The following is a 26,196-nucleotide window of genomic DNA, read 5'->3' on the forward strand; positions in this document are numbered from 1 at the left end:
GCATGTCGCCCAGTCGCAACTGCTGTTTCTTGCCGTAGCGGTCGAGGATGAAGGCCTTCATGATGCTGTTCCTCCAGATCAGGCGTCAGCCATGACGGCGGTGGGATAATCGATGTAGCCCTGCGCGCCGCCGCCATAGATCGTGGCCGGGTTCATCTGGGCGAGTGGGGTACCGGTTTTCAGCCGTTCGACCAGATCGGGATTGGCGATGAAGTGGTGACCGAAGGCGAACAGGTCGGCCTTGCCGGCGCCGAGACGCGACCTGGCCAGATCAAGGTCATAGCCATTGTTGGCGATGTAGGTGTTGCGGAAGCGCTGCCTCAGTGCGTCGAAATCGAAAGGCGTGGCCGCGCGCGGCCCACCGGTCGCACCCTCGACGATGTGGATATAGGCGATGCCGAGACCGTCGAGCTTTTCGACGACGTAGCCGTATTGCGCTTGCTCATTGCCCGACAGCACGGAGCCACCTGCGGGCGAGACCGGCGAGAGGCGGACGCCCGTGCGCTCGGCACCAATTTCCTTCGCCACGGCGGCCGTGACCTCAATCAGCAGCCGGGCTCGGTTCTCGATCGAACCCCCATAAGCGTCCGTGCGGACATTCGCGGTCTCGCGCAGGAACTGGTCGAGCAGATAGCCATTCGCGCCATGGACCTCGACCCCGTCGAAACCGGCCGCGATCGCATTGGCCGCAGCCTTGCGGAAATCCTCGACGATGCCGGGAATCTCTTCCGCTTCGAGCGCGCGCGGCTCGGATACATCGGCGAAACCATTGTTCACGAACGTCTTGGTCTCGGCACGGATCGCCGACGGCGCGACCGGGGCTTCGCCGTCATGAAGATCGACATGGCTGACGCGGCCGACATGCCAGAGCTGCACGAAGATGCGGCCGCCCTTGGCATGGACCGCGTCGGTCACCTTGCGCCAGCCGGCGATCTGTTCGGGCGTGTAGAGGCCCGGCGTATCCTGATAGCCCTGAGCCTGCCGCGAGACCTGCGTCGCCTCGGTGATGATGAGCCCGGCGCTCGCGCGCTGCGCATAATAGTCCGCCGCAAACCGGCTCGGCACGAGGCCCGCCCCCGCGCGGTTGCGGGTCAAGGGCGCCATGACGATGCGGTTCGCAAGCACGAGCCCGCCGAGGTCGTAAGGGCTAAACAGATCAGTATCGGTCATCGTCTCAGTTTTTGTTCGAATGAGTTGAATGCGTTTGCGTAATTCTGTGGCTTCTCACGCGCTCGCCAGATAGCGATCGGCGGGCCGGGACTGCGCGAAACCGGGGATCATGGCCTGACGCGCGGCTTCGAAAGCTGTCCATTGTCCCCCATCATGAAGTGGCGGGATGGTGACGGGCTCGCGCCGGTCGAAGCCGACCAACGCCGCGTCCACCAGATCGTCCACCTCCATCACGCCTGAAAGGGTGTCGACATCGACGCCCGCGTGGCCCCAGATCTCGGTGCGGGTCGCCGCCGGAAGCACAGCCTGGACATAGACGCCCTGGGAAGCGAGCTGGAGGCTCAGCGCCTGGGAGAGATTCAGCACGAAGGCCTTGGTCGCGCCATAGACCGGCATGCCGAATTCCGGCGCGAGGCCGACCACGGAACCGATATTCACGATCGCGCCTTCACCCGCTTGCGCAAGGCGGGGGGCGATGGCGTGGGCAAAGCGCACGAGCGCGGTCGTGTTGAGCGCCACCAGCCTGTCGATATCGTCAACGGCTTGCTCGATGAAGGAGTCCGCCAGACTCGCCCCGGCATTGTTGATGAGGATTCCGATCCGCGCGTCGTCGCGCAGCCGCGCCTCGACCGCTACACGCTCCGCCGGATTGACGAGATCCGCCGCCACGATGTCGATCGTAACGCCGGTGTCGCGCCGCAGACGATCGGCCAGCGCCTCCATCCGCGCCGTGTTACGGGCGACCAGCACCAGGTCATGGCTGCGGCGCGCGAAGCGCTCGGCGTAGGCGGCGCCGATGCCAGTGGAGGCGCCGGTGATGAGGACGGTTGGCTTGTCGGTCATGGCATTGCCCTTTCGTGGCATCGAAACTATATTCATGATGATTGTCATCATTGATCGCAAATATGATAGCCATCATCAAAATGTCAATGCCGAGCGGAGGCCAAGCGAAATGAAGGTGAGCCAGGAGCAGAAGGCGCAGAACCGCAGCCGCATCCTGACCGAGGCGGGACGGCTGTTTCGCGAGAAGGGCTTCGATGCCGTGAGCGTCGCGGAAGTGATGAAGGCTGCCGGGATGACTCATGGCGGCTTCTACGGACATTTTCAGTCAAAGGACGATCTGGTCGCCCAGACCATCGCTCATGCCGTCGGCAGCCAATCAGTCACCGACGATATCAGTGGCTGGATCGACACTTATCTCTCGACACCCCATCGGGATAATCCGGATCTGGGCTGCCCGATGGCTGCCCTCGCGGGGTTCATGCGGCAACAGGCCCCGGAGGCACGCGCGTCCATGGCACAAGTCCTTGCCTCGCAGATCAACACGCTCACCGGTGTCATGCCCGGTGTCGACCCGGCCAAGCGGCGCCGGGCGGCGATCGGTAGTTGGTCCGCGATGGTCGGCGCGCTCATCCTCTCCCGGTCGATCGATGACCCCGCGCTGTCGGCCGAACTCTTGTCTGAGACCCAGGCATGGATCGGCGAAAGGACCATCCCCGGCCAGGATGGATGACGTTCGACGCTGACGGTCGACTAATTGATCATTGGATTGTCGATCGACTGCCTGAGCTTGCGCACGTCGCGTGCGGGCGGCGCCCCGAACTGCCGCAGATATTCGCGGCTGAACTGGGAGGCGCTTTCATAGCCGACCGCATAGGCGACGTCGGAGGCACTTCGGTCGCCGGCGAGCAGCAACTGGCGCGCTTCCTGAAGGCGTAGCTGCTTCTGATACTGGATCGGGCTCAATCCAGTCAGCGCGACGAAGTGGCGATGCAGGCTCGCTCGGCTCATGCCAGCGGCTTCGCACAGCGCCTCGATCCGCAGCCGCCTATTGCCGTGGTCGCGAATCCATTCGACCGCGCGGCGGATGCCGCCGATTGCGCCTTCTGGGCGGGCGATGTGACGCAACAGTCGCCCCTGCGGGCCCTGCAAGAGACGATAGAGCAATTCGCGTTCCGCCATCGGCGCGAGCGCCGGGATGTCCGCCGGCGTGTCGAGCAACGCCAGCAGGCGTAGCAGCGTATCGCGCAGCGGTGGCGTCATTGGATTGATCGCGATGCCGCTGCCTGGAGTGTCCGCGTCGCGCACCGCCGGCATCGTTGACGCGACCTCAGCGAGAAGCGCCGGATCGAGGACCAGCGAAACCGACACATATGGACTGCCGTCGTCGGCGTCGTGAATCTGCCCGCTCAAAGGCAGATCGAGTGCGCTGACCAGATATTGAGACGCGTCGTAGCGCAGCAGCTCGTCGTGGATGGCCACCTCTTTCGATCCCTGCAGAATGAAGCAGATCATCGAACGGTAGAGACATGGCGACGTGCCCGAGGTTGCCTGTCCGACGCCGATTTCCAGGCGCGGGATCGGCGTAATGGTCATTCCGGTCCGCCCGTGGCGGAGCGCGAGATCGCAAAGGGGCCTCAGGCTGTCGGTCATGCCGACGAATATGACACCAATCTTCACGCTCGCAAGAGCCTGAGACAATCAGGCAAGTAATTGAGAGCATCAGGCGGGGCGTCGGGCACAGCAATCGCCTATCTCACTCCCAGCGAATGCGACGCCTCAGGCGTGCCGTCTGGAAAATCAAATCACAAGGAACGCAGCCATGTCTCAGAAGATCGCACTCATTACCGGCGCCAGCCGCGGCCTCGGTCGCAGCATGGCGCTGCACCTCGCCCGTCGCGGCGTCGGCATCGTCGGCACCTATCGCCGGGGCGCGGCGGAAGCCGATGCGCTGGTAAGCGAGATCGAGGCGCTGGGCGGCACGGCGGCGATGCTCGCGCTCGACGTCACCAAGGTGGCGAGCTTTCCGGCCTTCGCCGCATCCTTCGCCGAGACGCTCCGGAGCCGCTTCGGCAGCGACCGGTTCGACTATCTGGTCAACAACGCCGGTGCCGTCGTCCACGTGCAGGTCGCTGACGCGAGCGAGGAACAGTTCGATGCGATGATCGACATGCACCTGCGCGGACCGGTGTTCCTGACGCAGGCATTGCTACCGGTTCTCGCCGATGGCGGACGCATCCTCAACGTCTCGACGGGCTTCACGCGCACGTCGATGGCCAGCTTCGGCCTCTATGCCGCAGCCAAGGCGGGGCTCGAGACGCTGACCCGGTTCATGGCGCTGGAGCTCGGCGCGCGGCAGATCCGCGTCAACGCCATCGCGCCCGGCGCCATCGCCACCGATTTCGGCGGTGGTAGGGTCCGCGATGACGAACAGGCTCATGCCTTCGTCGCGAGCAAGATCGCGCTCGGCCGCGTCGGTCAGCCCGACGACATCGGCGGCGCAGTCGCAGCGATCCTGTCTGACGACATGGGTTGGGCCAACGGTACGACCTTCGATGTCTCTGGTGGTCAGTCGCTCTGATGCTGCATCCGGCTCCATCGGAGAAACCGTCATGACCGAGCAAGGCCTCACTCTCATCAGCCATCCGCTGTGCCCTTTCGTCCAGCGCGCCGCGATCGTCCTCCTCGAAAAGGGGGTGGCATTCGACCGGATCAACGTCGATCTGTCGGCAAAGCCCGACTGGTTTCTGGCCCTGTCGCCGACTGGCAAGGTGCCGGTGCTGAAGGTGCGCCAGCCGGACGGTGCGGATGCGATCCTCTTCGAAAGCGTGGTCATCTGCGAATATCTGAACGAGACGCACGGTGGCGCGGCGATGTACCCCGACAATGCATTGTTGCGTGCACGGCATCGCGCCTGGATCGAATTCGCCACCCAGACCTTTACGGAGGGCTGGCAGTTTCTTCACGCCAAGGACATGCCGACCGCCGACGCCAGGCGGGCCGCCTTCCAAGATCGGCTGAGCAAGATCGACGCGGAACTGGGCGACGGCCCGTATTTCGCCGGGCCGGACTTTGGTCTGGTCGATGCGGTCTACGCACCGCTGTTCCGCTATTTCGGGATCATCGATCCGGACGTGGCGGACCCGATCTTCGCAGGCCTGCCACGCGTGACGGCGTGGCGCGCGGCGCTCGCCGAGCGTCCCAGCGTCAAGAACGCCGTGATCGACACCTATCCCGACCTGTTTCGCGACCACCTGCGCCAGCAAGGCGCGATGATCGCGGCTTAACAACCAGAATTCCAAGGAGTGATAACATGACCGACCCATCCAAGAGCGCGCTGATCCTGATCGAATATGTCAACGACTGGCTCTCCCCGACCGGCGGCATTTATCCGGTGTTTCAGGACCGGGAGCAGGTCGACACCGCGATCGCCAATTCGAAGATCATCCTCGAAGAGGCCCGCCGTCGCGGCCTGCATGTGATCCACGCAGCGCTGAAGTTCGAGCCGACCTTCAAGGTGCTCGGCGAGGCCAAGTACGGCCTGCGCAAGATCACGCGCGACCATGGCGCGTTCCTGGGCGAGCAGGCCGATTTCTTCCCCGGCTTCGAGCCGGCGGATGGCGAGCATGTCGTCCGCGAGCGCGCCGGCGGCAGCAGCGTCTTCGTCGGAACCACGCTCGACGGCTACCTGCGCAACAATGGCATCTTCGACATCTATCTTGCCGGCTTCTCGTTGCGCCAGTGCGTCGAATCCTCGATGCGCAACGCGCACGACCTCGGCTACCACACCAATGTCATCTACGATGCGTCGGCCGGCTATACCCGCAAGCAGCAGGACGATTTCGTGGCCGAGATCGCCCCTTTCTACGCCAACGCCATCACTACCCAGGAGTTCGTGGCGCAAACATGATCCTCCGCTGGCCCCGTCCCCGTCCCGGGGCGGGTCCTCGCCGGACCCTTGGTGTGAGGCGATACAATGGTCAGAATGATGGTCGAGCTCACAGTCACGCCAGGCGACACGGACGCATTCGAACGCGCCTTCGCGGTCCAGGCCGCCGCGGTGCATGCCAACGAACCGGGGAACCGCCTGTACGAACTGGTCAAGTCACGCACCCTTGCGGACAGCTGCACGCTGATCGAAATCTACGAGGACGAGGCCGCGCTCGCCGCGCACCGGACATCGTCGCGCATGGCGGCCAATCGACCGCTGACCGTGTCAAACGGCGCGGAACATTGCCCCCCGATCGGCGTCCAATCTTGGGTCTGACGCAATCTCGCTGACGTTTGGGATCATTGCGCGCCGATCAGACGCGCCTGGAGGAGATCGATCTTTCCGCGGCCGTACATTTGGCGTTTGACGAGCTTGAGACGGGTGATCTGCCCCTCGGTTTGACCATTTGACCAAGCCGAGAGGATAGCTGCTCGCACGGCAGCTTCGTCTCGTCGGACGCCATTCGCCAATGAGGCGACCAGGCTTTGGGATGCGCGCTCGATCCAAGAAGCTAAAGGCTCGGCTCGCCTCGCTCTGATCATGGCATGGAAGTCGGCGACGATCTCGCGAGCCTGGACCAAGGCCGGAACGCCGTTCTCGATCGCCGCGATCGTAACAGTTTCGGCCTTCGTGAGATTGTCGCGACCGGTGGTCATCAACCTCGCAATGGTCCGGGTTGATGGGACGCGCGCGAGGCTGGTTGCGTCCGTTTTCTCTGCGCGCCGTCGGCGTGTTGCCCATTCGGAGACGACCCTGAGGCTTCCCCGGAAGCCGTTTCTTCGCATTGTGCGCCAAAGGGCTGATCCATTGCGGGCGCCGGTATCCCATTGGGCATCGAGCCAGGGTAGATGCGCTTCTAGAGAACTCTGGCGAGGTCGGAAGACGTCGCTGCGCTCGCCACGGATGATCCGTCTGACAGTCTGGCGGTGATGGCCCGTGCGCCTGACGATCTGTTTGATCGGCACGCCTTCCTGCCAGAGTGCAAGAACCGCTGCGTTCGTCTCCTCGCGCCGGAGATATCCGTCATATTGCAGCTTCTCTGCCGCCGTCAGGAGTGTGGGGTTGACTACAGTGGCGCCGAGGGCGCTGCGGATCTGGCGCATTGATTTGCGCACGGCGTCGAGGAAGGCGCGGCTGGCATTCTCCATCAGGTGCCAGCGGTCGGCAACCTGGACGGCCTGCGGCAGCGCTCGCGCCACCGCCTCTCCGTAGCCACCGCCACGGTCACGGGCGACCATGTGGACCAACTGCTGCCGGCGGAGCCAAGCTTCCGACGTTGCCGGCTCCCGGTCCTGAAGCAAGACGACCGGCCGGCGCCGCTCCAAGTCGCAGACGATCGTGCCGTAACGGTGATTGCGCCGCCAAGCGAAGTCATCGATGCCGATCACGCGTAACGGCTCGCTCGGCTGCCTGGCACGCTGCCGGACCACGCGCAGCAACGTATCGTTGCTGACCGGCAGCATCATCCTGGCGGCAAAACTCGCTCCGGGTCGGCCGCCCAATGCGAGCCCGAGATGCTGGACGATATGATCGAGACGGTCAGTCCGGCGTGCTCGCGGCGCGAGGACGCGGTCGCCAAAGCGCTCTGCGAAGATCTGGCGGCCGCACAGGACCGCATCGCACCGAAAACGCCGGACGAGGACCTGGAGTTCGACGCGTCGGCCGCTGAGCGGCAGGTCCTTTGCTCGTCGCCAATACCGGCTTTGGATCCGTTGCGAGATCGCCCCGCAATCAGGACATGGACAGGCGCTGGCGGCCGCCCGAGCTCGGATAACAACACGATCGCCTTCGATCCCGATCCCGTCGACCATCAATCCTGAGGGAACCAAGCTGGCTGGCCGAAATCGCTGCTTCTTCATGCTGATTCCTTCTGGAAACCAGCGTCAGAACAGCCCCGACCTGCAGCGAAACTGAGTCAGACCCCAATCTTGACCCCTTGAAGGGTTGAGACGGTGAGGCGGCGGCGCGGCGGAGCTGGTTTGGGTTGCGCAGCCGCGCCAGCTCCGGGTCGTCGGCGCGTTGGTCGCTCAGAGCCTGTTCTTGAAGCGTCAGCTCTCGTTGCCGGTCTCGACGATGTCGCAGTGATGGGTCAGCCGGTCGAGGAGCGCGGTGGTCATCTTGGCGTCGCCGAAGACGGAGGGCCATTCGCCGAAGGCGAGGTTGGTGGTGACGATGACGGAGCTCTGTTCGTAGAGCCAAGCAGGTAAGGCGCTGTTTGGGCTGCGCCAGAGAAACCGCTTTTGGCGTCACTTCGACGCGGCGAGTCTAGGTTTCCCGATTTGCTGGCGATCTTGGGTCAAGCTTTTATGCAGGTTGGTTCAATAGGTACCGGCTTTTTCGACGCCGCACGAACCTGAACACGGGCAATCGGGCATCTCAGACGCCAAATGGCGGCGCCAGAAGAGCTCAGCAGAGCAAAATTTGGGAGCATTTTGCGGCGAGTCAGGCTTTCGCGAAACGGCCTCGTCCGAGTCTCGGATTTGCGTTACGCGAGTCCATAATCCTCGAAAACGTGGACCGAGGCCCCATTGATATTTCGAGGAAATCTCTGCAGCGAGAGTCAGAGATTTATGTTACCGCACATGCAACGACCTGCGTCACCGGAGCGCTTTCGGCGCTCCGGCTTCGGCGTTATGGTCCGGTCATGGCCCAGACGGAGCAACAACCCGGTGTCGAAAGCGGCCCGCCCGGCCGGGCTGGCATCCTGCTGCTCGCCGGCGGGGCTCTCACTCTTGTTCTGACCGGCCTGCTGCTGTGGTGGCGCGAGGGCAGCCGACTGTTCACCGACGGTCTGATCGCCGCCATCGTCGCCTGCTTCTAGCGGTCTCCAGCTTCTCTTCGGGACATCACCGTGAATCGCCGCCTCATCCTGCCCCTCGTCGTCTTCCTCGCCGGCGCGCTCGCGCTCGCCGCAGCGGCGATCCTCACCTTCTCCCCCGGCAGCCGGACGACGGGGAGCGGGACGGCCAGCGTCGGCGGCCCCTTCACCCTGACCACGCAGGACGGCAAGCCGCTCTCCGATACGGATCTGCGCGGCTCGCCCTTCCTGGTCTTCTTCGGCTTCACCCATTGCCCTGATGTCTGCCCGACCAAGCTCTTCGAGATCTCCGAAGCGCTGCGCGCCGCCGGCGAAAGCGACAAGGCCAAGAACCTGAAGGCGCTGTTCGTGACCGTCGATCCCGAGCGCGACACGCCGGAGGTGATGAAGAGCTATCTCAGTTCCTTCGATCCGCGCATCATCGGCCTGACCGGCGATCGCGCAGCAATCGACGCGACGATCAAGGCTTATCGCGCTTATGCGAAGAAGACGCCGCTCAAGGATGGCGACTACACGATGGACCATACCGCGCTGGTCTATCTGATGGGCAAGGATGGCGGCTTCGTCGGCGCCTTCAATATCGAACAGGCACCGGCGCAGGCGGCGGCGGAGTGGCTTCGCCAGAGCTGACGGCCTCGGCCGGCGGCATCCGCCGGCGCGCCAGCCCGTGCTCCGTCTTGTTCCAGGCGAAGCGCCGGGCGAAGTATTCGTAAAAGGCCATCCAGGCCGCGACCGAGACCAGCCCGTAATAGAGCGGCAGCAACGGCAGCAGCCATAACAGGCTCGGGTCGCGCCGGCGCAGCGCGCCGATGGCCGGTGGCAGGAACAGCGAGAGCGTGCCGAAGAGCCAGATCGACAGCGCGAAGGCCGATGTCACGGTGGTCAGCGCGCTCGCCGGGTCGAAGAGCGAGCCCTCCCAATAGGCGATGAGCGTCGCGACCGCGAAAACGGGATAGCCGAGCGCCGTCACGATCGTGCCCAGCGCCAGCGAGGCGAAGGCGAAGGTCGCAGCGAAGCCGGCCTCGCGCAGCAGTTTCAACGGCGCGCGCGAATGCGTCACCGCCGTCTGCATGTAGCCCTTGATCCAGCGCGAACGCTGGCTAAGCCAGGCCTTGACCGTGACCGGGGCCTCCTCGCGCGTATCCGACGGCAGATCGCCGATACGGTAGCCGGCCCTGGCCAGCCGAACCGCGAGATCGGCATCCTCGGTGACGTTCCAGGCGTCCCAGCCGCCCAGCGCCCGAAGCACATCAGTCCGGAAATGATTGGAGGTGCCGCCCAGCATGATCGGCAACCGGGCGCGCAGCAGCCCGGGATTGAGCACCTCGAAAAGCCCTGCATATTCCAACGCGAACAAGGCCGGCAGCAGGCCCTCCTCGGCATGGTCGATCACCAGCCGCGCCTGGAGGCAGGCGAGATCGTCGGAAGCGCGATGGAAGCGCGCTGCCGCCAGCCGCAATTGCTGGGGATCAGGAATGTCCTCGGCGTCGAAGATGGTGAAGAGGCTCCCGCGCGCCTCGAGCAAAGCGAGGTTCAGCGCCCGCGGCTTCGTCCGGGGCTGGCCGGGCGGCACGATCGTGACGGTGACATGCGCCGGCAGGGACATCGGCGCGAGCGCCGCCCGCATGCCGGCATCTTCAGCTTCGACCAGCAGGCGAATGTCCAGCTTAGCCGGTGGGTAGTCCAGCTCCGACAGCGCCCGGAGCATCTGCCGCAGCACCGCCTCCTCCCGGTACATCGGCACGGCGACGGTGTAGACCGGCAAACGGCTGTCATCGAGGCGCCAGCGCTGGGTGCGCCAGAGATCGGGGGAGGTGCGCTCGATCGAGGCCGCAAGCCTGAGCAGGATGAGCCCCAGAAACAGCGGCCCGAGCAGCAGGGCAAGCGCGAAGAAGCTCTCCAGCGGCGCGAAGATGCCCCCGAGCGTTGCCGTCGCGAGGCCGATGCCGGTCGCGGCGACCTGGCCGCGGCTGGCGCCGGTGCGGGCGCTGTCACGCGCAAGGCCCGGCTCGTCGAGCCCGGCAGCAGATCGGGCCAGCCCTTCGCCATTGGCCTCCCGCAGGCGGTCCGCGAAGCGACGGGGCGTGGTGACCGCGACATCGTCGCGGTGGCGCGCCCCGGCCGAGATCATATGGCGCAGGGCGGCGCCTTCGGGCGCGAGCAGGAAGCGCAAGCGCGGGTTCACCGGCCCCGCCAAAGGAGCGATGCCGCCGCGCAGGATCGCCTCATGCCGGCCACCGGACAGGAGATCGAAGGCGTCGGTATGGAAAGGCAGGCCGAGCTCGGCAGCGAGCGCCCGGTAATAGCTCTCCTGATCGATCAACCCGAGCGCGAAAACCTCGCGCACCGCGTCGGTGCCGTAGCGCCGCGCGCGACGCGCGGCAAGGGCAAGGCCGGCCGGCGCGACGCCGTGGCGGGGGAGAAAAGCGATCTCGACGGGCAAATCGGCGAAGCCGCGCCCCTGCGGATCGACAACATCGCCCCGACCGTCGCCCCCCACGGTCCAATCCCGTCCGACGCCACGCCAGCCGGGCGCCCAGCACGCCCGGCAAACCTATGGTTGCGGTTTCAGGCGCGCGAGTCGAGTCGCGAAGTCGTACGACTTTCGGAATTTCCGGGCCGACGGGCGTGCCGTCAGCGCCCTGCCAGGATCTCCGCGACCTGCGGGATGTCCTTGTCGCCGCGGCCGGAGAGGCTGACCACCATCAGATGGTCCTTCGGCTTCTGCGGGGCGAGTTCAGCGACGCGCGCCAGCGCATGCGCGCTTTCGAGCGCGGGAATGATGCCTTCCAGCCGCGAGAGAAGCTGGAAGGCTTCCAGTGCCTCTTCGTCGGTGGCCGAGAGGTATTTCACCCGGCCGACATCGTGCAGCCAGGAATGCTCCGGGCCGATGCCGGGATAGTCGAGCCCGGCCGAGATCGAATGCGCGTCCTTGATCTGCCCATCATCGTCCATCAGCAGGAAGGTGCGGTTGCCGTGCAGCACGCCGGGGCGCCCGCCGGTGAGCGAGGCGGCATGCAGGCCGCTAGGGATGCCGTGGCCAGCGGCCTCGACGCCGTAGATCTCGACGCTGGAATCGTCGAGGAAGGGGTGGAACAGCCCCATCGCGTTCGAGCCGCCGCCGATGCAGGCGATCAGCGAATCCGGCAGGCGGCCTTCGGCTTCCTGCATCTGCTCGCGGGTCTCCTTGCCGATGATCGACTGGAAATCGCGCACCATCGCCGGATAGGGATGGGGCCCGGCAACCGTGCCGATGCAGTAGAAGGTCGTCGCGACATTGGTCACCCAGTCGCGCAGCGCCTCGTTCATGGCGTCCTTCAGCGTCTTCGTGCCGGATTCGACCGGCACGACGGTGGCGCCGAGCATCTGCATGCGGAAGACGTTGGGCGCCTGACGGGCGACGTCGACCGCGCCCATATAGACGATGCATTCGAGCCCGTAGCGGGCGCAGAGCGTCGCGGTCGCGACGCCGTGCTGGCCGGCGCCGGTCTCGGCGATGATGCGCTTCTTGCCCATGCGCCGCGCCAGCAGGATCTGGCCGAGCACGTTGTTCACCTTGTGGGAGCCGGTATGGTTCAGCTCCTCGCGCTTCAGATAGATCTTGGCGCCATCGAAATGCTCGGTCAGGCGCTCGGCGAAATAGAGCGGCGAGGGCCGGCCGACATAGTGCTTCAGCCCATAGGCCATCTCGGCGTGATAGGCCGGGTCGGCCTTGGCGGCGTTGTAGGCTTCCTCCAGCTCGAGGATCAGCGGCATCAGCGTCTCGGCGACGAAGCGGCCGCCGAACATCCCGAAGCGGCCGTTCTCGTCCGGGCCGTTGCGGTAGCTGTTCGGGCTGGAGGGGGCGTTCATGCCGTCAAACCTTCCTGCATTGCCGCCGCGGCCTTGCGGGCCGATGCGATGAATTCCGCGATCCGGGCCGGATCCTTGACGCCCGGCGCGCGCTCGACGCCGCTTGATACGTCAACGCCGGCCGGCCGGGTCACCCGGATCGCCTCCGCGACATTCGCCGGATCGAGCCCGCCCGATAGCATGAAGCGCAGCGCAGGGTCGAGGCCGGTCAGCAATGTCCAGTCGAAGGCGCGGCCATGCCCGCCGGGGAAGGCGGCGTCCTTCGGCGGCTTGGCATCGAGCAGGATGCGATCGACCACGGCCGCATAGCGCGGGACGCGATCCAGATCGGCCGCCGTCGCGACGCCGAGCGCCTTCATCACCGGCCTGCCGCTCGCCGAGGCGATGGCCGCGGCGAGCTCCGGCGATTCCGAGCCATGCAATTGCAGCCGATCCGGCTTCAGCAATTCCACCAGATCGGCCGCGCGCTTTTCGTCCCAATCGACGATCAGCGCGACGATTTCCGCCTTGCCGCGCGCCTGTGCGGCGAGTTCCGCAGCGCGTTCCGGCGTGACGAAGCGCGGGCTCTTCGGATGGAAGACGAAGCCGATCATGTCGGCGCCGCCGCTGAGCGCCGCGTCCAGCGTCTCGGGAGTCGAGAGGCCGCAGATCTTGATCGTTAAGGTTGCGTTTACCATCGTTCCGTCTTAGCGCCGGTTTGAAAGCCTTCACGCTGAGGGCTTCGATTGCCGGACGGGCATCTAGCATAGTCGCGTCATCTGCGCAGTGGGCCGATTCCATGCCACACTTGCGACATGGTGGCGAAGGAAGCGATGCTGTAACGGGGCGAAGACAAGGGGCGTAGCCGGTTTCGCGATGCGGTGGAGCGTATTGACCATTGCGGCGGCCCTGCTCGCCATCCTCGGCGTCACCGCCGCAGCCCTCTATATCTATAGCCAACCGCGCACGCTGCGCCTCGCAGTGGGGCCGCTCGGCTCGGAGGATGCGCGCATGGCCGCCGCCTTCGTGCAGGGGCTCAACCGGGATAAGGCCGATGTCCGCATCCGCCTCCTCCTGACCGAGGGGGCCGAGGACAGCGCCAAGCGGATCGATGCCGGCGAAGCCGACCTCGCCTTGCTTCGGGCCGATATCGCCATGCCCTCGACGGCCGACACCGTGCTCATCACCCGCCGGACCTTTCCCTTCATCATCACGACGAAGGAGACCGCGATCGGCCGCATCGCCGATCTGCGCGGCCGCAGGATCGGTGTCGGACGCAATCCGGCCGGCAATATCGTGCTGCTGAAGCGGGTGCTGGCGCAGTACGAGGTGAGGCCGGAAGAGGTCGAGATCGTCGGGCTGACACAGGACGAGATCGTCACCGCGGCGAAGGACAGGCGCATCGACGCCTTCTTCTCGATCAATGCGGTCGGCTCCCACACCAACAATGACGGCTTGCGCCGGCTGCGCGAGGCCTGGGGCGAGGACCCGGTGCTGATCCCGATCCGCGAGGCCGATGCGCTCGCGGCCCATTACCGCGCGATCGAGACCGGCGAGATCGTGCGCGGCGCGCTGGGCGGCGACCCACCGCGCCCGGCCGAAAGCCTGCAGACCATCGCGATCACCTCGCGCCTCGTCGCCGCCCAGAGCCTCGACGACACGCTCGTCGGCAACCTGACCAAGGACATCCTCGCGCTCAGGCTGACGCTGGCGAGCGAGCTGCCCGCGATCCAGGCGCTGGAGACGCCTTCGACCGACAAGGATGCGCCGCTGCCGGTCCATACCGGCGCCGCCGCCTATATCGATGGCGAGCAGGAGAGCTTCTTCGACCGCTATGGCGACTGGTTCTATATCGGCGCGATGGCGCTGTCGGCGCTCGGCACCGGCGCGGCCACGATCCTCGGCCGCGAGGGCGCGACCCGCCGTCGCCGCGCCATGGCCGGCCTCGACACGCTGCTGGAGCTGCTCGGCACCATCCGCTCCTGCGAGGACGAGGCGGAACTGGCCCGGCTCGGCCGCGAGGCGGACATGGTCCTGACCCGCGTGCTCGCCGATTATGCCAAGGGCGATCTCGATGCGGCCGCGCTCGCGGCCTACCGCCTCGCCATCGATCAGGTCGGCCGGGCCGTCGCCGAGCGGCAGCGGGCGCTGGCCGAAGGTTGAGCCCGTTCACCTTTCGGCACCGGCTGCGGTTGCCGAAACGGCCGCCAACGTTTATGTGCAGCGCAACGAATTCCAGATTCACGTGAAACGGGCTGCGCCGGCAGGGCTTTGAACCTGACCGGCTCGTGGCCTTGAAAGCAAGGCCCTATCCGCATGTCCATGCGCAACATCGCCATCATCGCGCACGTCGACCATGGCAAGACCACGCTCGTCGACAAGCTGCTGCAGCAGTCCGGCACCTACCGCGACAACCAGCGCGTCATCGAGCGCGTGATGGATTCCAACGACCTCGAGAAGGAGCGCGGCATCACCATCCTGGCCAAGGCGACCTCGGTCGTCTGGAAGGATACGCGCATCAACATCGTCGACACCCCCGGCCACGCCGATTTCGGCGGCGAGGTCGAGCGCATCCTGAACATGGTCGATTCGGCCATCGTGCTGGTCGACGCGGCCGAGGGCCCGATGCCGCAGACCAAGTTCGTGGTCTCCAAGGCGCTGAAGCTCGGCCTCAAGCCCATCGTGGCGATCAACAAGGTCGACAAGCCCGACGCCCGCACCACCGAAGTCATCAATGAGGTGTTCGATCTCTTCGCCGCGCTCGACGCGACCGACGAGCAGCTCGACTTCCCGATCCTCTACGGTTCGGGCAAGCAGGGCTGGATGGCGCATGATCCGGCCGGCCCGCAGGACCAGGGCCTGGCCCCGATGTACGACCTGATCCTCTCGCATGTGCCCGAGCCGCGCGTCGAGGAAGGCCCGTTCCGCATGATCGGCACGCTGCTGGAGGCCAACCCCTATCTCGGCCGCATCATCACCGGCCGCGTCGTCTCCGGCACGGCCAAGCCGAACCAGCAGATCAAGGTGCTCTCGGGCGACGGCTCCACCGTCGAGACCGGCCGCATCACCAAGATCCTCGCCTTCCGCGGCCTCGAGCGCACGCCGATCGAGGAAGCGATTCCGGGCGACATCGTCTCGATCGCGGGCCTGGTGAAGGGCTCGGTCGCCGACACCTTCTGCGACCCCTCCGTCACCGAGCCGATCGAAGCCCAGCCGATCGACCCGCCGACGGTGTCGATGACCTTCATGGTCAACGACTCGCCGCTCGCCGGCACCGAGGGCGACAAGGTCACCACCCGCGTCATCCGCGACCGCCTGCTCAAGGAGGCCGAGGGCAATGTCGCGCTGAAGATCGAGGAAGCCTCCGACAAGGACAGCTACATCGTCTCCGGCCGCGGTGAACTCCAGCTCGCGATCCTAATCGAGACGATGCGCCGCGAGGGCTTCGAGCTCGGCGTTTCGCGTCCCCGCGTGGTGCTCAAGCGCGACGAGAGCGGCCAGCTCCTGGAGCCGATCGAGGAGGTCATCATCGACGTCGACGAGGAGCATTCCGGCGTCGTCGTGCAGAAGATGTCGGAGCGCAAGGCCGACATGCTGGAGATGCGTCCCTCCGGCGGCAATCGCCTGCGCCTGATGTTCCATGCCCCGACGCGCGGCCTGATCGGCTATCAGGGCGAACTCCTGACCGACACGCGTGGCACGGCGATCATGAACCGCCTGTTCCATGACTATCTCCCCTACAAGGGCGAGATCGGCGGACGCCGCAACGGCGTGCTGATCGCGATGGAGACCGGCGAGGCCGTGGCCTATGCGCTGTGGAACCTCGAGGATCGCGGCCCGATGATGATCGAGCCCGGCTGGAAGGTCTATCAGGGCATGATCGTCGGCGAGCACACCCGCGAGAACGACCTCGAGGTGAACGTGCTCAAGGGCAAGAAGCTCACCAACATCCGCACGACGTCGAAGGATGAGGCCGTGCGCCTGACGCCGCCGATCCGCATGACGCTGGAGCGCTCGCTGGCCTGGATCGACGACGACGAGCTCGTCGAGGTCACGCCGAAGTCGATCCGCCTGCGCAAGGCCATCCTCGACCCCAACGAGCGCAAGCGCTCGCAGAAGATGAAGGCCGAAGTGGCCTGATCGGCAATGCCCGGGTCCTGACCCGGGCATTTTTTTGATCTGAAGCCGGGTCTGCGCTCAGCGCAGCCCGAGGATGACGCACCGGGCGATTGCCCTCGCGCACGCGCTCTGGTCCTCTGCCCGCCTCCAGATCATCGCGCGTCCGACCGGACGCGGTCACGGTGATCTATCACGGTGTTATCGCATCGGATTTTTCCGAAAAGTGGAGCCCGCTTTTCGGTCCGATGCGAAAGGGGAAGGACCATCGCCATGCAGTTCCGCAATCTCGGCCGCTCGGGCCTGCGCGTCTCGCTCGTCGGCCTCGGCTGCAACAATTTCGGCGGCCGCATCGATCTCGAGGCGACGCGCAAGGTCGTCGACGCCGCCATCGAGCACGGCATCACGCTGTTCGACACCGCCGACATCTATGGCGAGAAGGGCGGTTCGGAGACCGCGCTCGGCCAGGTGCTGGGCGCGCGCCGCAAGGACATCGTGCTCGCCTCCAAATTCGGCATGAAGATGTTCCATGGCGGCGAGGGCGGCTCTCGCCGCTACATCATGACCGCCGTCGAAGAGTCGCTGCAGCGGCTGAAGACCGACTGGATCGATCTCTACCAGTTCCACAAGCCCGACCCGCTGACGCCGATCGACGAGACGCTGCGCGTGCTGGAAGACCTCGTGACCCAGGGCAAGGTCCGCTATATCGGCTGCTCCAACATGGTCGCCTGGCAGGTGGCCGATGCGCAATGGACGGCGCGCGATCTCGGCCTCACCGGCTTCGCCTCGGCGCAGGACGAATACAGCCTGCTGAAGCGCGGCGCCGAGAAGGATCTGATCCCGGCCATCGCCCATTACGGCATGGGTCTGCTGCCCTATTTCCCGCTCGCCAACGGCGCGCTCACCGGCAAGTACAAGCGCGGCGCGGCGATGCCGGAAGGCGCGCGGCTGACCAAGCTGCCGGAGCGTGCCGGCCAGATCTTCAGCGAGGAGAACTGGCTGAAGATCGAGGGGCTGACCGCCTTCGCCGAGCCGCGCGGCCACAGCCTCGTCGAGCTCGCCTTCTCCTGGCTGGCAGCGCAACCGGTCGTCTCCAGCGTCATCGCCGGCGCGACCAAGCCGGAGCAGATCGCGGCCAATGTGAAGGCGGCCGACTGGGCCCTGACGGCGGGAGAGCTGGCGGAGATCGATGAGATCGTGAAGTAGGCAGGAACCGTCCCCTCTCCCCTTGCGGGGAGAGGGTGAGGGTGAGGGATCTCGCGACGCTGATCGCTAGCGATTCAAGCCGGTGCGCGCCCTCATCCGTCTCGGCTTCGCCGCGCCGCCTTCTCCCGCAGGGGAGAAGGCGGCGCCATTCCTGACAGCTTCGTGCATCCCGTCGCGCCATCGCCATGGACCGCCCGCGCGCGCCCGCTTATGGTCCGCGCCATGAGCGATAAAGCCACGACCGCCCCCGCCCTGAAGCCCGGCGACCACCTCTTCCTGGTCGACGGCTCGAACTTCATTTTCCGGGCCTATTTCCAGTCGATCAACCAGGACCGGAAATACAATGCCCGTTCTGACGGCTTGCCGTCCGGAGCGGTCCGGCTCTTCGCCACCAAGCTGTTTCAGTTCGTGCGCGAGGGCGTGCTCGGCGTCAGGCCGACCCATCTCGCCATCGTCTTCGACAAGTCGGAGAACTCGTTCCGCAAGGCGATCTACCCGGCATACAAGGGCAACCGCTCAGAGCCGCCGGCCGATCTCATTCCCCAGTTCCCGCTGATGCGCGAGGCGGTGCGCGCCTTCGGACTGATCCCGGTCGAGCAGGATGTCTACGAGGCCGACGACCTGATCGCGACCTATGCGAAGCAGGCGCGCGAGGCCGGCGCCGATGTGCTGATCGTCTCCGCCGACAAGGACCTGATGCAGCTCGTGCGGCCGGGTGTCGCCATGTACGACCCCGCCTCGGGCGACCAGAAGAAGGGCGCGGGCTTCCGCGCCGAGCGTCGCATCGGCGAGCCGGAGGTGGTCGAGTATTTCGGCGTCACGCCCGACAAGGTCACCGATGTGCAGGCGCTCGCGGGCGATGCCACCGACAACGTGCCGGGCGCGCCCGGCATCGGCATCAAGACGGCGGCCCAGCTTATCGGCGAATATGGCGATCTCGAAACCCTGCTGGCGCGCGCCGGCGAGATCAAGCAGCCGAAGCGCCGGGAGACGCTGACCAATCCCGAGGTCGTCGAGAAGGTCCGGATCTCGCACAAGCTCGTCACGCTCGTGGACGACGTGAAGGTCGAGACGCCGCTGGAGACCCTGACGCTCGATCAGCCGGACCCGGCCAAGCTCATCGCCTTCCTCAAGGCGATGGAATTCACCACCATCACCAAGCGCGTCGCCGAGGCCTATGAGGCGGATGTCGGCGCCGTCGATGCCGATCCGGCGCTCGCTCCCGGCGGTTCGCGCGCGGCCGAGCTCAAGGCGCTCTATGCCGGCGCCGATGTCATCGAGGACGCGGTTTCCGACGTGACGCCGGCCGCCCCGTCAGCCTCGGCCACTCTGCCCGAAGCGACCGGCGGCGAAGCCGGCTGGATGAAGCCCGCCGATCTCGCTGCATCTCGCAAGAACGAGGCGATCGCGGGCAAGATCGACCGCTCCACATATGAATGCGTGCGCACACTCGCCGATCTCGAACGCTGGATCGGCTGGGCTTATGAGGCCGGCCATGTCGCTCTCGACACCGAGACGAACTCGCTCGATGCGATGCAGGCCGATCTCGTCGGCATCTCGCTCGCGGTCGCGCCCGGCCGCGCCTGCTATATCCCGCTGCAGCATCGTGCCGGCGATGGCGGGCTCTTCGATGAAGGTCTGCTGCCCGAGCAGATTCCGCTGGCGCAGGCCGTGGCGGCGCTGAAGCCCCTGCTGGCCGACAAAAGCGTGCTCAAGATCGGCCAGAACCTCAAATACGACCTGCTGGTTCTGGAACGCCACGGCCTCACCGTGTCCGCGATCGAGGACACGATGCTGATCTCCTATGCGCTCGATGCCGGCAGCAACAGCCACGGCATGGACCGGCTCTCCGAGCTCCATCTCGGCCATGAGACGATTCCGTATGCGCAGGTCGCCGGCAGCGGCAAGTCGCAGATCACCTTCGACAAGGTGCCGCTCGACAAGGCGACCGACTACGCCGCCGAGGATGCCGACGTCACGCTCAGGCTCTGGCTCGCGCTGAAGCCACGGCTTGCCGCCGAGAAGAAGACCGCCGTCTATGAGGTTCTGGAACGGCCGATGGTCGCCGTGCTCGCCGCGATGGAGACGCGCGGCATCGCCATCGACCGGCAGATCCTCTCCCGCCTCTCCGGCGATTTCGCGCAGGGGCTGGCGCGGCTGGAGGACGAGATCTACGAGCTCGCCGGCGAGAAGTTCACCATCGGCAGCCCGAAGCAGCTCGGCGACATCCTGTTCGGCAAGATGGGGCTGGCAGGCGCCAAGAAGACCGCGACCGGCCAATGGGCGACGGGCGCCGGCGTGCTCGAAGACCTCGCGGAGCAGGGCCATCCGCTGCCTTCCAAGATTCTGGAGTGGCGCCAGCTCGCCAAGCTGAAATCGACCTATACCGACTCGCTGCCCGCCTATGTGAACCCGCAGACCAACCGGGTCCACACCTCCTATGCGCTGGCGGCCACCACCACGGGCCGGCTCTCTTCGTCCGAGCCCAACCTGCAGAACATCCCGATCCGCACCGAGGCCGGGCGCAAGATCAGGACGGCCTTCATTCCGGAAAAGGGCTTCAAGCTGGTCTCGGCCGATTACAGCCAGATCGAACTGCGCCTGCTCGCCCATATCGCCGAGATCCCGCAACTTCGGCAGGCTTTCGCGGATGGCATCGACATCCATGCGATGACGGCCTCAGAGATGTTCGGCGTTCCCGTCCAGGGCATGCCGAGCGAGGTGCGCCGCCGCGCCAAGGCGATCAATTTCGGCATCATCTACGGCATCTCGGCCTTCGGGCTGGCCAACCAGCTCGGCATCGGCCGCGAGGAGGCCAGCGCCTATATCCGCAAGTATTTCGAGCGCTTCCCCGGCATCCGCGACTACATGGACCAGACCAAGACCCATGTGCGCGCCCATGGCCAGGTCACCACGATCTTCGGCCGCGTCTGCCATTTCCCGGCGGTGGCCTCGAAGAACCCGTCCGAGCGCGCCTTCGTCGAGCGCCAGGCGATCAACGCCCCGATCCAGGGCTCGGCCGCAGACATCATCCGCCGGGCGATGATCCGCATGGACGCGGCGCTCGCCGCCCAGCGGCTCAATGCCCGCATGCTGTTGCAGGTCCATGACGAGCTCGTCTTCGAGGTTCCCGACGAGGAGGTCGAGAAGACGCTGCCGGTGATCGAGAGGGTGATGATCGAGGCGCCGCATCCGGCCGTGCAGCTCAGGGTGCCGCTCGCCGTCGAGGCCCGCGCCGCCGGCAACTGGGACGAGGCGCACTGAAGCCTCGCCCCGTCGCCGGCTGCGGAACAGAAGCAGGTCCGCCCGCGTTAGCGCCATGAGAGAGACCCGCATCAGGCGGGTCTCTTGCGGCCAACGTCCAGTCCGGACACCATTGGTCTTCACGGCATCGAGCGACAGGAAACCAGCGTCATGGCAAGAACGACATCTCCGAAACGTTCGGCGGCCGCGGCCGTCAAGGACGCCAAGGCCGGGATCGAAGCCGGCACCGAGGATGTCGCGCAGAAAGCGCGCCGCGCCGGTGCCCGTGCCAAGCGTCAGGCGAGCGCGCTCGAGGAGACCCTGACCCGCAGCGCCGAGGATATCGCCGCAACCGTCAGCGACCGGCTGCGCTCCGTCGGCGTCGATACCGACCGGATGGTCGACGTCGCCAAGGAACAGGCGACAGAATTGCAGAAGCTGGTCGAGGACGAGATTCGCGAGCGGCCCCTGCGGGCGCTCGGGCTGGCGGCCGCCGTCGGCCTCTTCGTCGGCTACCTTTCGGCGCGATAGCCGATGTTCGGGGGGCTCGGTTCCTTCATCGCTTCGGAAGTCTCCGGAACGGTGAAACGCAACGCCACGGTCTTCGGCCTGTTCGCCTTCGCGGCCCTGCTGCTGCTCTGCGCCGGAGGCTATGCGCTCAATGCGCTGCACATCGTTCTGACGGAGCGCTATGGCGCGGTCGCGGCAAGCCTGTGGATCGCGGGCGGCCTCGCGATCTCGGCACTGATCGCCTTCGGCATCGCGCTCTTCGTCAGGAACCGCCCGCGCCCGCAGCGCCCGATCGCCGCCACCGCGGCCTTCGCCGCCGCTCCGCTGGCCGCCAAGATGCTGACCTCGCGGACCGGATGGCGCATCGCGGCCCTGGCCGGAATCGCGGTGCTGGGCACCGTCCTCGGCCGGCAGCTTTTTTCGGGCGGTGACGGCGAGGACACGGATGAGGCCTGAAGCGCCTCACCCGGCGCGGGTGGACGGAGGCTGTCTTTTTACATAGGGATACGGGTATGCGTCCTGTAACAGGACAGGCATGTCTGATCTCGTGAGGCCCCGGAACCGCTTGCCGCTCCCCGCCTTTCCCCTGCTCGGCGCGCGGCTGCGCTCAGCAACGATCACGATCGGCGCGATCGGCGTCGTCGCCATCGCGATCGTTCTGGCGGCCTGGATCAATCTGCAGGCGCGCCACGCCGCGGACCAGGTTTCGCACGCGATCGAGATCCGGGAACGGGCGGAACGCTTCCTCGGCCGGCTCCGCGATGCCGAGACCGGCCAGCGCGGCTATCTGCTGACCGGTCAGGCCGCCTATCTCGAACCCTTCACCGAAGGCAGTGCGACGGCCGGTCCGGAGCTCGACGTGCTCGAGGCGCTGGTCGATGCCGACCCTGCCCAGAAGCAGCGCGTGGCCAGCCTGCGCGAGACCATGCGGCTCAAGCTCACCGAGCTGAACAGGACGATCGAACTCACGCGCAACGGGCGCCGCGAGGAGGCCGTCGCCATGATGCGCGACGGGCCCGGCATCGCCACGATGGACAAGCTGCGCGACGCGGTCCAGGAAATCCAGCAGACGGAGAACATCCGCCTGCGCTCGCTCTACCGCAGCGAGGAACGGCGACGCCTTTGGGGAAGCACCGGCATCGTCGTCGCCCTTGCCGGGCTGGCCTTCGCCGCCTGGCAACTCCTGCGCAGGCGCCAGCGTCGCAGCACGGAGCTGGCGGTCAGCAATGCCGAGCTCGAGCAGATGGTCAACGATCGGACCCGTGAGCTCGAAGGCGAGCGCCTGCGCATCGAGGCGCTGCTGCGTGACGTCAATCACCGCGTCGGCAACAACCTCGCCATGGTCTCCGCATTGCTGAACGTGCAAAGCCGGCAGACGCGCGAGCCTGCGGTCAAGGCGGCGCTGGGGCAGGCGCAGTCCCGCATCCAGGCGATCGCCGCCGGGCAAAGGCGGCTGCGCTTGGACATTGAGACCGATGCCATCGAGGCGCGTCCCTATATGGAGGACCTGCTCGCCGAGATCGCCAAATCGGCGGAAGGGCGGCCGATCACGATCGAGCTCGACATGGATTCGATTCGGCTGCCCGGCCGCGACGCGGTGTCCTACGTCGTCATCGTCAACGAGCTCGTCACCAATGCGATCAAGCATGCCTTTCCGGACAATATGGCCGGACGGATCGCGATCCGCCTCGAACGCGCCGAGCAGGACGGCGAGCCGGCCCTGTCGCTATCCATCGAGGATGACGGCATCGGCATGCCGGCGGAGAACCACAGCAAGGGGCTCGGCCAGACCGTGATCGCGAGCCTGCTGCGCAGCATGCGGGCGACGATGACGACGCTGCCGCTTCACCCCGGCGCCGACCGCCCGGGAACTCGTGTCACCGTGATTTTCCCGAAGCGCGACGGCGCCTGACCTCTGGGGGCAGGCGGATCAGGCGATGCTTTCGGGAACGATGCCCCCGATCGCCGCCATGACGAAAGCCACGACCTCCCGCGTCGAGAAGGGCTTGCGCAGGAAGCGGGCCTGCCGCAGCGGCTTGGGCACCTCCTGCGGCGCCGAGCCGGACACGAAGGCGAAGGGAATGCCGGTCTTGCGCAGCGTGTCCGCGACTTCGAAGGTCTTGCCGTCGACGACGTCGATGTCGAGCAGGGCGCAGGAGAGCTGCCCGGCTGCAGCCCGCCGGGCCTGAGCGACGGATTCGACGACGATGAGCTCGGCCGCCTCGCCGAGCTGCTCCGCCACCGCCATTTCGATGTCCATGGCGATGAACGGGTCGTCTTCGACAATCAGAACGCGAACAGCAGCCATTGGAACGGCTTTCTCACTCACTTCAACCTGTTACCCCCCAACGTAACAGGGGTCACGATGTTCCTGCCTCCAACGCGCCGCCGCCAGGATTACATCCGGTTTGACTCAATTCTGCCGGATCACGGTTAGCAAAGGGTAAGCGCCCCCTCCCACGCGATCAGCGCCGGCGCCCGGTACCGGAGCTCGCGAGCGTCAACTCGAATTGCGTGACGCCACCGGCGGCATTGAAGCCGCGCGTCGTCTGAATCGCACGCGGCTGCAAGCTGACCTTGTCATCCTCGCCGCCGATCAAGGGCGATGAGGCGGCACCGCTTGCGGGCGCGGCGGCGGCCGTCTGCGCCGTGTAGCGGCCGTTCAGCGCGCCGAGCGGAGCGCGCGCATAAGGGCCGTAGACATGCCAGGACATCGTCGTGGGGCGGATCGAGCCGAGATCGAGGCCGAACTGGCGGACGATGCCGGTATAGTACTGCATCGGCCCTCGCCTCGGCCTGAAACGGCATTCGAGCGGCTTTTGCGTCTTCACGGCGGCCCCGAAGCTCGCCCCGACCGTACAGGACAGCCGCCCGGTCGGAGGCCCCGACTGCGCCCGCGCCGGGACCGGGCCGAACAGGCAGGCGAGCGCGGCCGCGGCGCCGAAGCATGACGTGTAGTGCCGAATGCTCATCTTGAAAGCTCCCGCCAGAGGACTCACCGCCCGGATCGCACTGCAATCTGGGTGATCATGCATTCCCTATCAATATGCGAAGACGGATGCACCGTTCGGGTCGATTTCGACACGATCGGGTCCGGCTCCGGGTGACCCAACGAAACGCCTCAAGATGCCCACAGTTCCGGCATAATGGAACCACCGAGAGCCTGTTGCGTTGCGGCTTCATCCTGGCATGGGAATGTCGATGTCCGTGAGTCGCCTGCGTGGGAAAACCCCGACACCCCCGGAGCCGACCGCCGGACCGGATCTGCTCGTGCCGCCGTTCTGGGAGCTCGAGGATCTGCTCGCCGACGGGCTCGCATGCGAGGCGGCCCTTCAGGTGATGGCCGCCCGCCGCGCCGCGCTGAGGCTGGTCGACGGCTCGGAGCCTGAGGCCGACCCGGCCAGTGAGCTCGCCGCCCGCCGCTTCAAGCTGATCTTCTGAGCGCAAAACGACCGCGAACCTATTGGCAGAAGCGCGAGGCATGCGTGCGGCGCTCCTGAATGTCGATGTGCAGATGATTGGCGTGGGCGGCATCCGAGCCGGGCCCCAGCGCCGTCATGAACGCGCCGCAGGCCGATTGGCGCACGGCCGTCAGGAACCGGTTCTGAGCCAGGCCGGCCGGCTTCTCCACCGAAACCTGCGTCGCGGCTTTCCCCTCGCCGAGGTGGAACGCGAAGATGTCGAGCGCCTTGCCCGTGGCATGCTCGCTGACGGGCCCGGCCGAGGCGCGGTTGCGTCGCCGGCATTCATGCCCGCTGCCGACGCGCAATTCGGTGAGATCGCTGTCGAAATGTCCCCGTGCCAGCGGCCGGACGCTGTCGTCGAGCCAGCCTGCGACGGTCTTCGCCATGACGCAGCTCAGCGTCACCGGCGGCGCGAAGGTGACGGTGCCCGCGCCCGCCGTCCCGGTTGCGCGGAGGGCAAGTGCCTTCACGATGACGGGCTCGTCGACGCGGCAGGCGGGATCGCCCTGCGCGAGCTTCGGATCGGCGGCCTCGACGCTGTTGCCCGGGATTGCCTTGAGAGCCGCCAGGCAGGACGTTTCCCCGCCCGGGGGTAGCGCTTCCGGCCGCTCGCTGGCGAGAGGCTGCGCGGCAGCGCCCCCCGGAGCTGCGGCAGGCCGCATCGTCTGCTGTTCAGTGGAAGGGCCAAGCTCGGCCGGCCGGACCGGCGGAAGCGTGCGCGAAAACGCCCCGCCGTCCTTCCGCGACGCCTGCGCGGCGGCAGGGACGTCGGAAAGAAGCGGCAAGCCGCAACAGAGAGCCAATGCCACAGCGAGGCTGCGAGCGGGCCAGATCAGCCGTCGAGGGCCGAAGCGCTGGCCACCGCAATGCTGGTCAATGCCGCGAGCGCCAGCGAGAGAATCTCGTTGCTGATCGCTCCAGGCTGCACCGTTCCGGAAAACAACGCAGCCGCAACCGTCGCCGCGCCCCCTGCTGCAACCACGAAGGTCGTTGCCATGGCCCACACCCTCCCCAACTGCAAACCAACCCGACATCAAGTCGCGAACGCAGCGTGACGAGGCTTGTTC

The 26,196-nt window shown here is 66.3% G+C and carries 26 protein-coding genes and 1 pseudogene; 15 read left to right on the forward strand and 12 right to left on the reverse strand.

All coding sequences use genetic code 11. The features are described from left to right. Positions 1-78: 78 nt before the first annotated feature. Positions 79-1,170: an alkene reductase gene (locus tag GGC47_RS25850; protein ID WP_142023391.1), complete on the reverse strand. Its 1,092-nt coding sequence runs from the start codon at positions 1,168-1,170 to the stop codon at positions 79-81. Positions 1,171-1,224: 54 nt separating this feature from the next. Beyond that, positions 1,225-2,013 (reverse strand): SDR family NAD(P)-dependent oxidoreductase, encoded by a 789-nt coding sequence (locus GGC47_RS25855; RefSeq protein WP_142023430.1) that lies wholly within the window; start codon positions 2,011-2,013, stop codon positions 1,225-1,227. Positions 2,014-2,122: 109 nt separating this feature from the next. On the opposite strand from GGC47_RS25855, the gene GGC47_RS25860 reads away from it, so the two are divergent. Next, positions 2,123-2,683 carry a TetR/AcrR family transcriptional regulator gene (locus GGC47_RS25860; protein WP_142023431.1) on the forward strand — a complete coding sequence of 187 codons (561 nt, stop codon included), beginning with the start codon at positions 2,123-2,125 and terminating at the stop codon, positions 2,681-2,683. Between the two features lie 20 nt (positions 2,684-2,703). On the opposite strand, the gene GGC47_RS25865 is transcribed toward GGC47_RS25860, so the two are convergent. Then, positions 2,704-3,603, reverse strand: coding sequence for an AraC family transcriptional regulator (locus GGC47_RS25865; RefSeq protein ID WP_142023432.1), 900 nt, complete (start codon positions 3,601-3,603; stop codon positions 2,704-2,706). A 169-nt stretch (positions 3,604-3,772) separates the two neighbouring features. Between GGC47_RS25865 and GGC47_RS25870 the strand changes: the two genes are divergently transcribed. From GGC47_RS25870 to GGC47_RS25885, 4 genes are all read left to right on the forward strand, one after another. After that, positions 3,773-4,531, forward strand: coding sequence for an SDR family NAD(P)-dependent oxidoreductase (locus GGC47_RS25870; protein ID WP_142023392.1), 759 nt, complete (start codon positions 3,773-3,775; stop codon positions 4,529-4,531). Between the two features lie 31 nt (positions 4,532-4,562). Continuing rightward, positions 4,563-5,237 carry a glutathione S-transferase family protein gene (locus tag GGC47_RS25875; RefSeq protein ID WP_142023393.1) on the forward strand — a complete coding sequence of 225 codons (675 nt, stop codon included), beginning with the start codon at positions 4,563-4,565 and terminating at the stop codon, positions 5,235-5,237. A gap of 26 nt (positions 5,238-5,263) precedes the next feature. After that, positions 5,264-5,860, forward strand: a complete 597-nt coding sequence (locus tag GGC47_RS25880) for a cysteine hydrolase family protein (protein WP_142023394.1) — start codon at positions 5,264-5,266, stop codon at positions 5,858-5,860. 75 nt (positions 5,861-5,935) lie between these two features. Then, positions 5,936-6,217: an antibiotic biosynthesis monooxygenase family protein gene (locus GGC47_RS25885; RefSeq protein ID WP_429069590.1), complete on the forward strand. Its 282-nt coding sequence runs from the start codon at positions 5,936-5,938 to the stop codon at positions 6,215-6,217. A gap of 23 nt (positions 6,218-6,240) precedes the next feature. Here GGC47_RS25885 and GGC47_RS25890 read toward each other — a convergent pair whose 3' ends face one another. Together GGC47_RS25890 and GGC47_RS25895 are read right to left on the reverse strand one after the other, a co-directional pair. Continuing rightward, positions 6,241-7,800 (reverse strand): ISL3 family transposase, encoded by a 1,560-nt coding sequence (locus tag GGC47_RS25890; RefSeq protein WP_429069592.1) that lies wholly within the window; start codon positions 7,798-7,800, stop codon positions 6,241-6,243. Between the two features lie 189 nt (positions 7,801-7,989). Then, positions 7,990-8,136, reverse strand: a pseudogene (locus GGC47_RS25895) (ATP-binding protein); the annotation flags it as partial. Positions 8,137-8,585: 449 nt separating this feature from the next. Here GGC47_RS25895 and GGC47_RS25900 point away from each other — a divergent pair. Both GGC47_RS25900 and GGC47_RS25905 read left to right on the forward strand, forming a co-directional pair. Next, positions 8,586-8,762, forward strand: a complete 177-nt coding sequence (locus GGC47_RS25900; protein WP_185748076.1) for a hypothetical protein — start codon at positions 8,586-8,588, stop codon at positions 8,760-8,762. Positions 8,763-8,792: 30 nt separating this feature from the next. Continuing rightward, a complete protein-coding gene (locus GGC47_RS25905) occupies positions 8,793-9,389 on the forward strand; it encodes an SCO family protein (RefSeq protein ID WP_370955771.1) in 597 nt (198 codons plus the stop codon). Here the strand turns inward: GGC47_RS25905 and GGC47_RS25910 are convergent. The 3 genes from GGC47_RS25910 to GGC47_RS25920 form a co-directional block, all read right to left on the reverse strand. Then, positions 9,334-11,259 carry a glycosyltransferase gene (locus tag GGC47_RS25910; protein WP_429069594.1) on the reverse strand — a complete coding sequence of 642 codons (1,926 nt, stop codon included), beginning with the start codon at positions 11,257-11,259 and terminating at the stop codon, positions 9,334-9,336. The genes GGC47_RS25905 and GGC47_RS25910 overlap by 56 nt on opposite strands. 134 nt (positions 11,260-11,393) lie before the next feature. Further along, positions 11,394-12,611, reverse strand: a complete 1,218-nt coding sequence (trpB, locus tag GGC47_RS25915) for a tryptophan synthase subunit beta (protein WP_038365011.1) — start codon at positions 12,609-12,611, stop codon at positions 11,394-11,396. Next, positions 12,608-13,288, reverse strand: coding sequence for a phosphoribosylanthranilate isomerase (locus GGC47_RS25920; protein WP_142023398.1), 681 nt, complete (start codon positions 13,286-13,288; stop codon positions 12,608-12,610). Before GGC47_RS25920 ends, trpB begins: the two co-directional genes overlap by 4 nt. A gap of 193 nt (positions 13,289-13,481) precedes the next feature. On the opposite strand from GGC47_RS25920, the gene GGC47_RS25925 reads away from it, so the two are divergent. The 7 genes from GGC47_RS25925 (at position 13,482) to GGC47_RS25955 (ending at position 23,577) form a co-directional block, all read left to right on the forward strand. Beyond that, on the forward strand, positions 13,482-14,753 hold the full coding sequence (locus GGC47_RS25925) for a TAXI family TRAP transporter solute-binding subunit (RefSeq protein WP_051988245.1): 1,272 nt from the start codon (positions 13,482-13,484) through the stop codon (positions 14,751-14,753). Between the two features lie 153 nt (positions 14,754-14,906). Next, positions 14,907-16,730, forward strand: coding sequence for a translational GTPase TypA (gene typA / locus GGC47_RS25930; RefSeq protein ID WP_038365017.1), 1,824 nt, complete (start codon positions 14,907-14,909; stop codon positions 16,728-16,730). A 249-nt stretch (positions 16,731-16,979) separates the two neighbouring features. Continuing rightward, the gene (locus GGC47_RS25935; protein WP_142023399.1) at positions 16,980-17,912 is read left to right on the forward strand and encodes an aldo/keto reductase; all 933 of its coding nucleotides are present in this window, start codon (positions 16,980-16,982) and stop codon (positions 17,910-17,912) included. A gap of 222 nt (positions 17,913-18,134) precedes the next feature. Next, the gene (polA, locus tag GGC47_RS25940) at positions 18,135-21,176 is read left to right on the forward strand and encodes a DNA polymerase I (RefSeq protein ID WP_142023400.1); all 3,042 of its coding nucleotides are present in this window, start codon (positions 18,135-18,137) and stop codon (positions 21,174-21,176) included. A gap of 150 nt (positions 21,177-21,326) precedes the next feature. Then, positions 21,327-21,686, forward strand: a complete 360-nt coding sequence (locus GGC47_RS25945; protein ID WP_038365020.1) for a DUF883 C-terminal domain-containing protein — start codon at positions 21,327-21,329, stop codon at positions 21,684-21,686. Positions 21,687-21,689: 3 nt separating this feature from the next. Continuing rightward, a complete protein-coding gene (locus GGC47_RS25950; protein WP_038365022.1) occupies positions 21,690-22,121 on the forward strand; it encodes a hypothetical protein in 432 nt (143 codons plus the stop codon). A gap of 79 nt (positions 22,122-22,200) precedes the next feature. Further along, on the forward strand, positions 22,201-23,577 hold the full coding sequence (locus GGC47_RS25955) for a sensor histidine kinase (protein ID WP_142023401.1): 1,377 nt from the start codon (positions 22,201-22,203) through the stop codon (positions 23,575-23,577). Between the two features lie 18 nt (positions 23,578-23,595). On the opposite strand, the gene GGC47_RS25960 is transcribed toward GGC47_RS25955, so the two are convergent. Together GGC47_RS25960 and GGC47_RS25965 are read right to left on the reverse strand one after the other, a co-directional pair. Next, on the reverse strand, positions 23,596-23,973 hold the full coding sequence (locus GGC47_RS25960) for a response regulator (protein WP_112762414.1): 378 nt from the start codon (positions 23,971-23,973) through the stop codon (positions 23,596-23,598). Positions 23,974-24,130: 157 nt separating this feature from the next. Further along, on the reverse strand, positions 24,131-24,637 hold the full coding sequence (locus GGC47_RS25965; RefSeq protein WP_051988248.1) for a DUF992 domain-containing protein: 507 nt from the start codon (positions 24,635-24,637) through the stop codon (positions 24,131-24,133). Positions 24,638-24,866: 229 nt separating this feature from the next. On the opposite strand from GGC47_RS25965, the gene GGC47_RS25970 reads away from it, so the two are divergent. After that, the gene (locus GGC47_RS25970) at positions 24,867-25,106 is read left to right on the forward strand and encodes a hypothetical protein (protein WP_142023402.1); all 240 of its coding nucleotides are present in this window, start codon (positions 24,867-24,869) and stop codon (positions 25,104-25,106) included. A 19-nt stretch (positions 25,107-25,125) separates the two neighbouring features. On the opposite strand, the gene GGC47_RS25975 is transcribed toward GGC47_RS25970, so the two are convergent. Then, positions 25,126-25,791: an extensin-like domain-containing protein gene (locus tag GGC47_RS25975; protein WP_429069600.1), complete on the reverse strand. Its 666-nt coding sequence runs from the start codon at positions 25,789-25,791 to the stop codon at positions 25,126-25,128. 170 nt (positions 25,792-25,961) lie between these two features. Continuing rightward, positions 25,962-26,126, reverse strand: coding sequence for a hypothetical protein (locus tag GGC47_RS25980; RefSeq protein WP_162719994.1), 165 nt, complete (start codon positions 26,124-26,126; stop codon positions 25,962-25,964). Positions 26,127-26,196 lie beyond the last annotated feature (70 nt).

This window comes from Allobosea sp. OAE752 (genome assembly GCF_050433265.1).
In the GTDB taxonomy this organism is placed as follows: domain Bacteria; phylum Pseudomonadota; class Alphaproteobacteria; order Rhizobiales; family Beijerinckiaceae; genus Allobosea; species Allobosea spartocytisi.

Coding starts and splice junctions, on each gene's coding strand:
- GGC47_RS25850 (WP_142023391.1), bottom strand. CDS start 1,170: ATGACCGATACTGATCTGTTTAGCCCTTACGACCTCGGCGGGCTCGTG.
- GGC47_RS25855 (WP_142023430.1), bottom strand. CDS start 2,013: ATGACCGACAAGCCAACCGTCCTCATCACCGGCGCCTCCACTGGCATC.
- GGC47_RS25860 (WP_142023431.1), top strand. CDS start 2,123: ATGAAGGTGAGCCAGGAGCAGAAGGCGCAGAACCGCAGCCGCATCCTG.
- GGC47_RS25865 (WP_142023432.1), bottom strand. CDS start 3,603: ATGACCGACAGCCTGAGGCCCCTTTGCGATCTCGCGCTCCGCCACGGG.
- GGC47_RS25870 (WP_142023392.1), top strand. CDS start 3,773: ATGTCTCAGAAGATCGCACTCATTACCGGCGCCAGCCGCGGCCTCGGT.
- GGC47_RS25875 (WP_142023393.1), top strand. CDS start 4,563: ATGACCGAGCAAGGCCTCACTCTCATCAGCCATCCGCTGTGCCCTTTC.
- GGC47_RS25880 (WP_142023394.1), top strand. CDS start 5,264: ATGACCGACCCATCCAAGAGCGCGCTGATCCTGATCGAATATGTCAAC.
- GGC47_RS25885 (WP_429069590.1), top strand. CDS start 5,936: ATGATGGTCGAGCTCACAGTCACGCCAGGCGACACGGACGCATTCGAA.
- GGC47_RS25890 (WP_429069592.1), bottom strand. CDS start 7,800: ATGAAGAAGCAGCGATTTCGGCCAGCCAGCTTGGTTCCCTCAGGATTG.
- GGC47_RS25900 (WP_185748076.1), top strand. CDS start 8,586: ATGGCCCAGACGGAGCAACAACCCGGTGTCGAAAGCGGCCCGCCCGGC.
- trpB (WP_038365011.1), bottom strand. CDS start 12,611: ATGAACGCCCCCTCCAGCCCGAACAGCTACCGCAACGGCCCGGACGAG.
- GGC47_RS25920 (WP_142023398.1), bottom strand. CDS start 13,288: ATGGTAAACGCAACCTTAACGATCAAGATCTGCGGCCTCTCGACTCCC.
- typA (WP_038365017.1), top strand. CDS start 14,907: ATGTCCATGCGCAACATCGCCATCATCGCGCACGTCGACCATGGCAAG.
- GGC47_RS25935 (WP_142023399.1), top strand. CDS start 16,980: ATGCAGTTCCGCAATCTCGGCCGCTCGGGCCTGCGCGTCTCGCTCGTC.
- polA (WP_142023400.1), top strand. CDS start 18,135: ATGAGCGATAAAGCCACGACCGCCCCCGCCCTGAAGCCCGGCGACCAC.
- GGC47_RS25945 (WP_038365020.1), top strand. CDS start 21,327: ATGGCAAGAACGACATCTCCGAAACGTTCGGCGGCCGCGGCCGTCAAG.
- GGC47_RS25950 (WP_038365022.1), top strand. CDS start 21,690: ATGTTCGGGGGGCTCGGTTCCTTCATCGCTTCGGAAGTCTCCGGAACG.
- GGC47_RS25955 (WP_142023401.1), top strand. CDS start 22,201: ATGTCTGATCTCGTGAGGCCCCGGAACCGCTTGCCGCTCCCCGCCTTT.
- GGC47_RS25960 (WP_112762414.1), bottom strand. CDS start 23,973: ATGGCTGCTGTTCGCGTTCTGATTGTCGAAGACGACCCGTTCATCGCC.
- GGC47_RS25965 (WP_051988248.1), bottom strand. CDS start 24,637: ATGAGCATTCGGCACTACACGTCATGCTTCGGCGCCGCGGCCGCGCTC.
- GGC47_RS25970 (WP_142023402.1), top strand. CDS start 24,867: ATGTCCGTGAGTCGCCTGCGTGGGAAAACCCCGACACCCCCGGAGCCG.
- GGC47_RS25975 (WP_429069600.1), bottom strand. CDS start 25,791: ATGCGGCCTGCCGCAGCTCCGGGGGGCGCTGCCGCGCAGCCTCTCGCC.
- GGC47_RS25980 (WP_162719994.1), bottom strand. CDS start 26,126: ATGGCAACGACCTTCGTGGTTGCAGCAGGGGGCGCGGCGACGGTTGCG.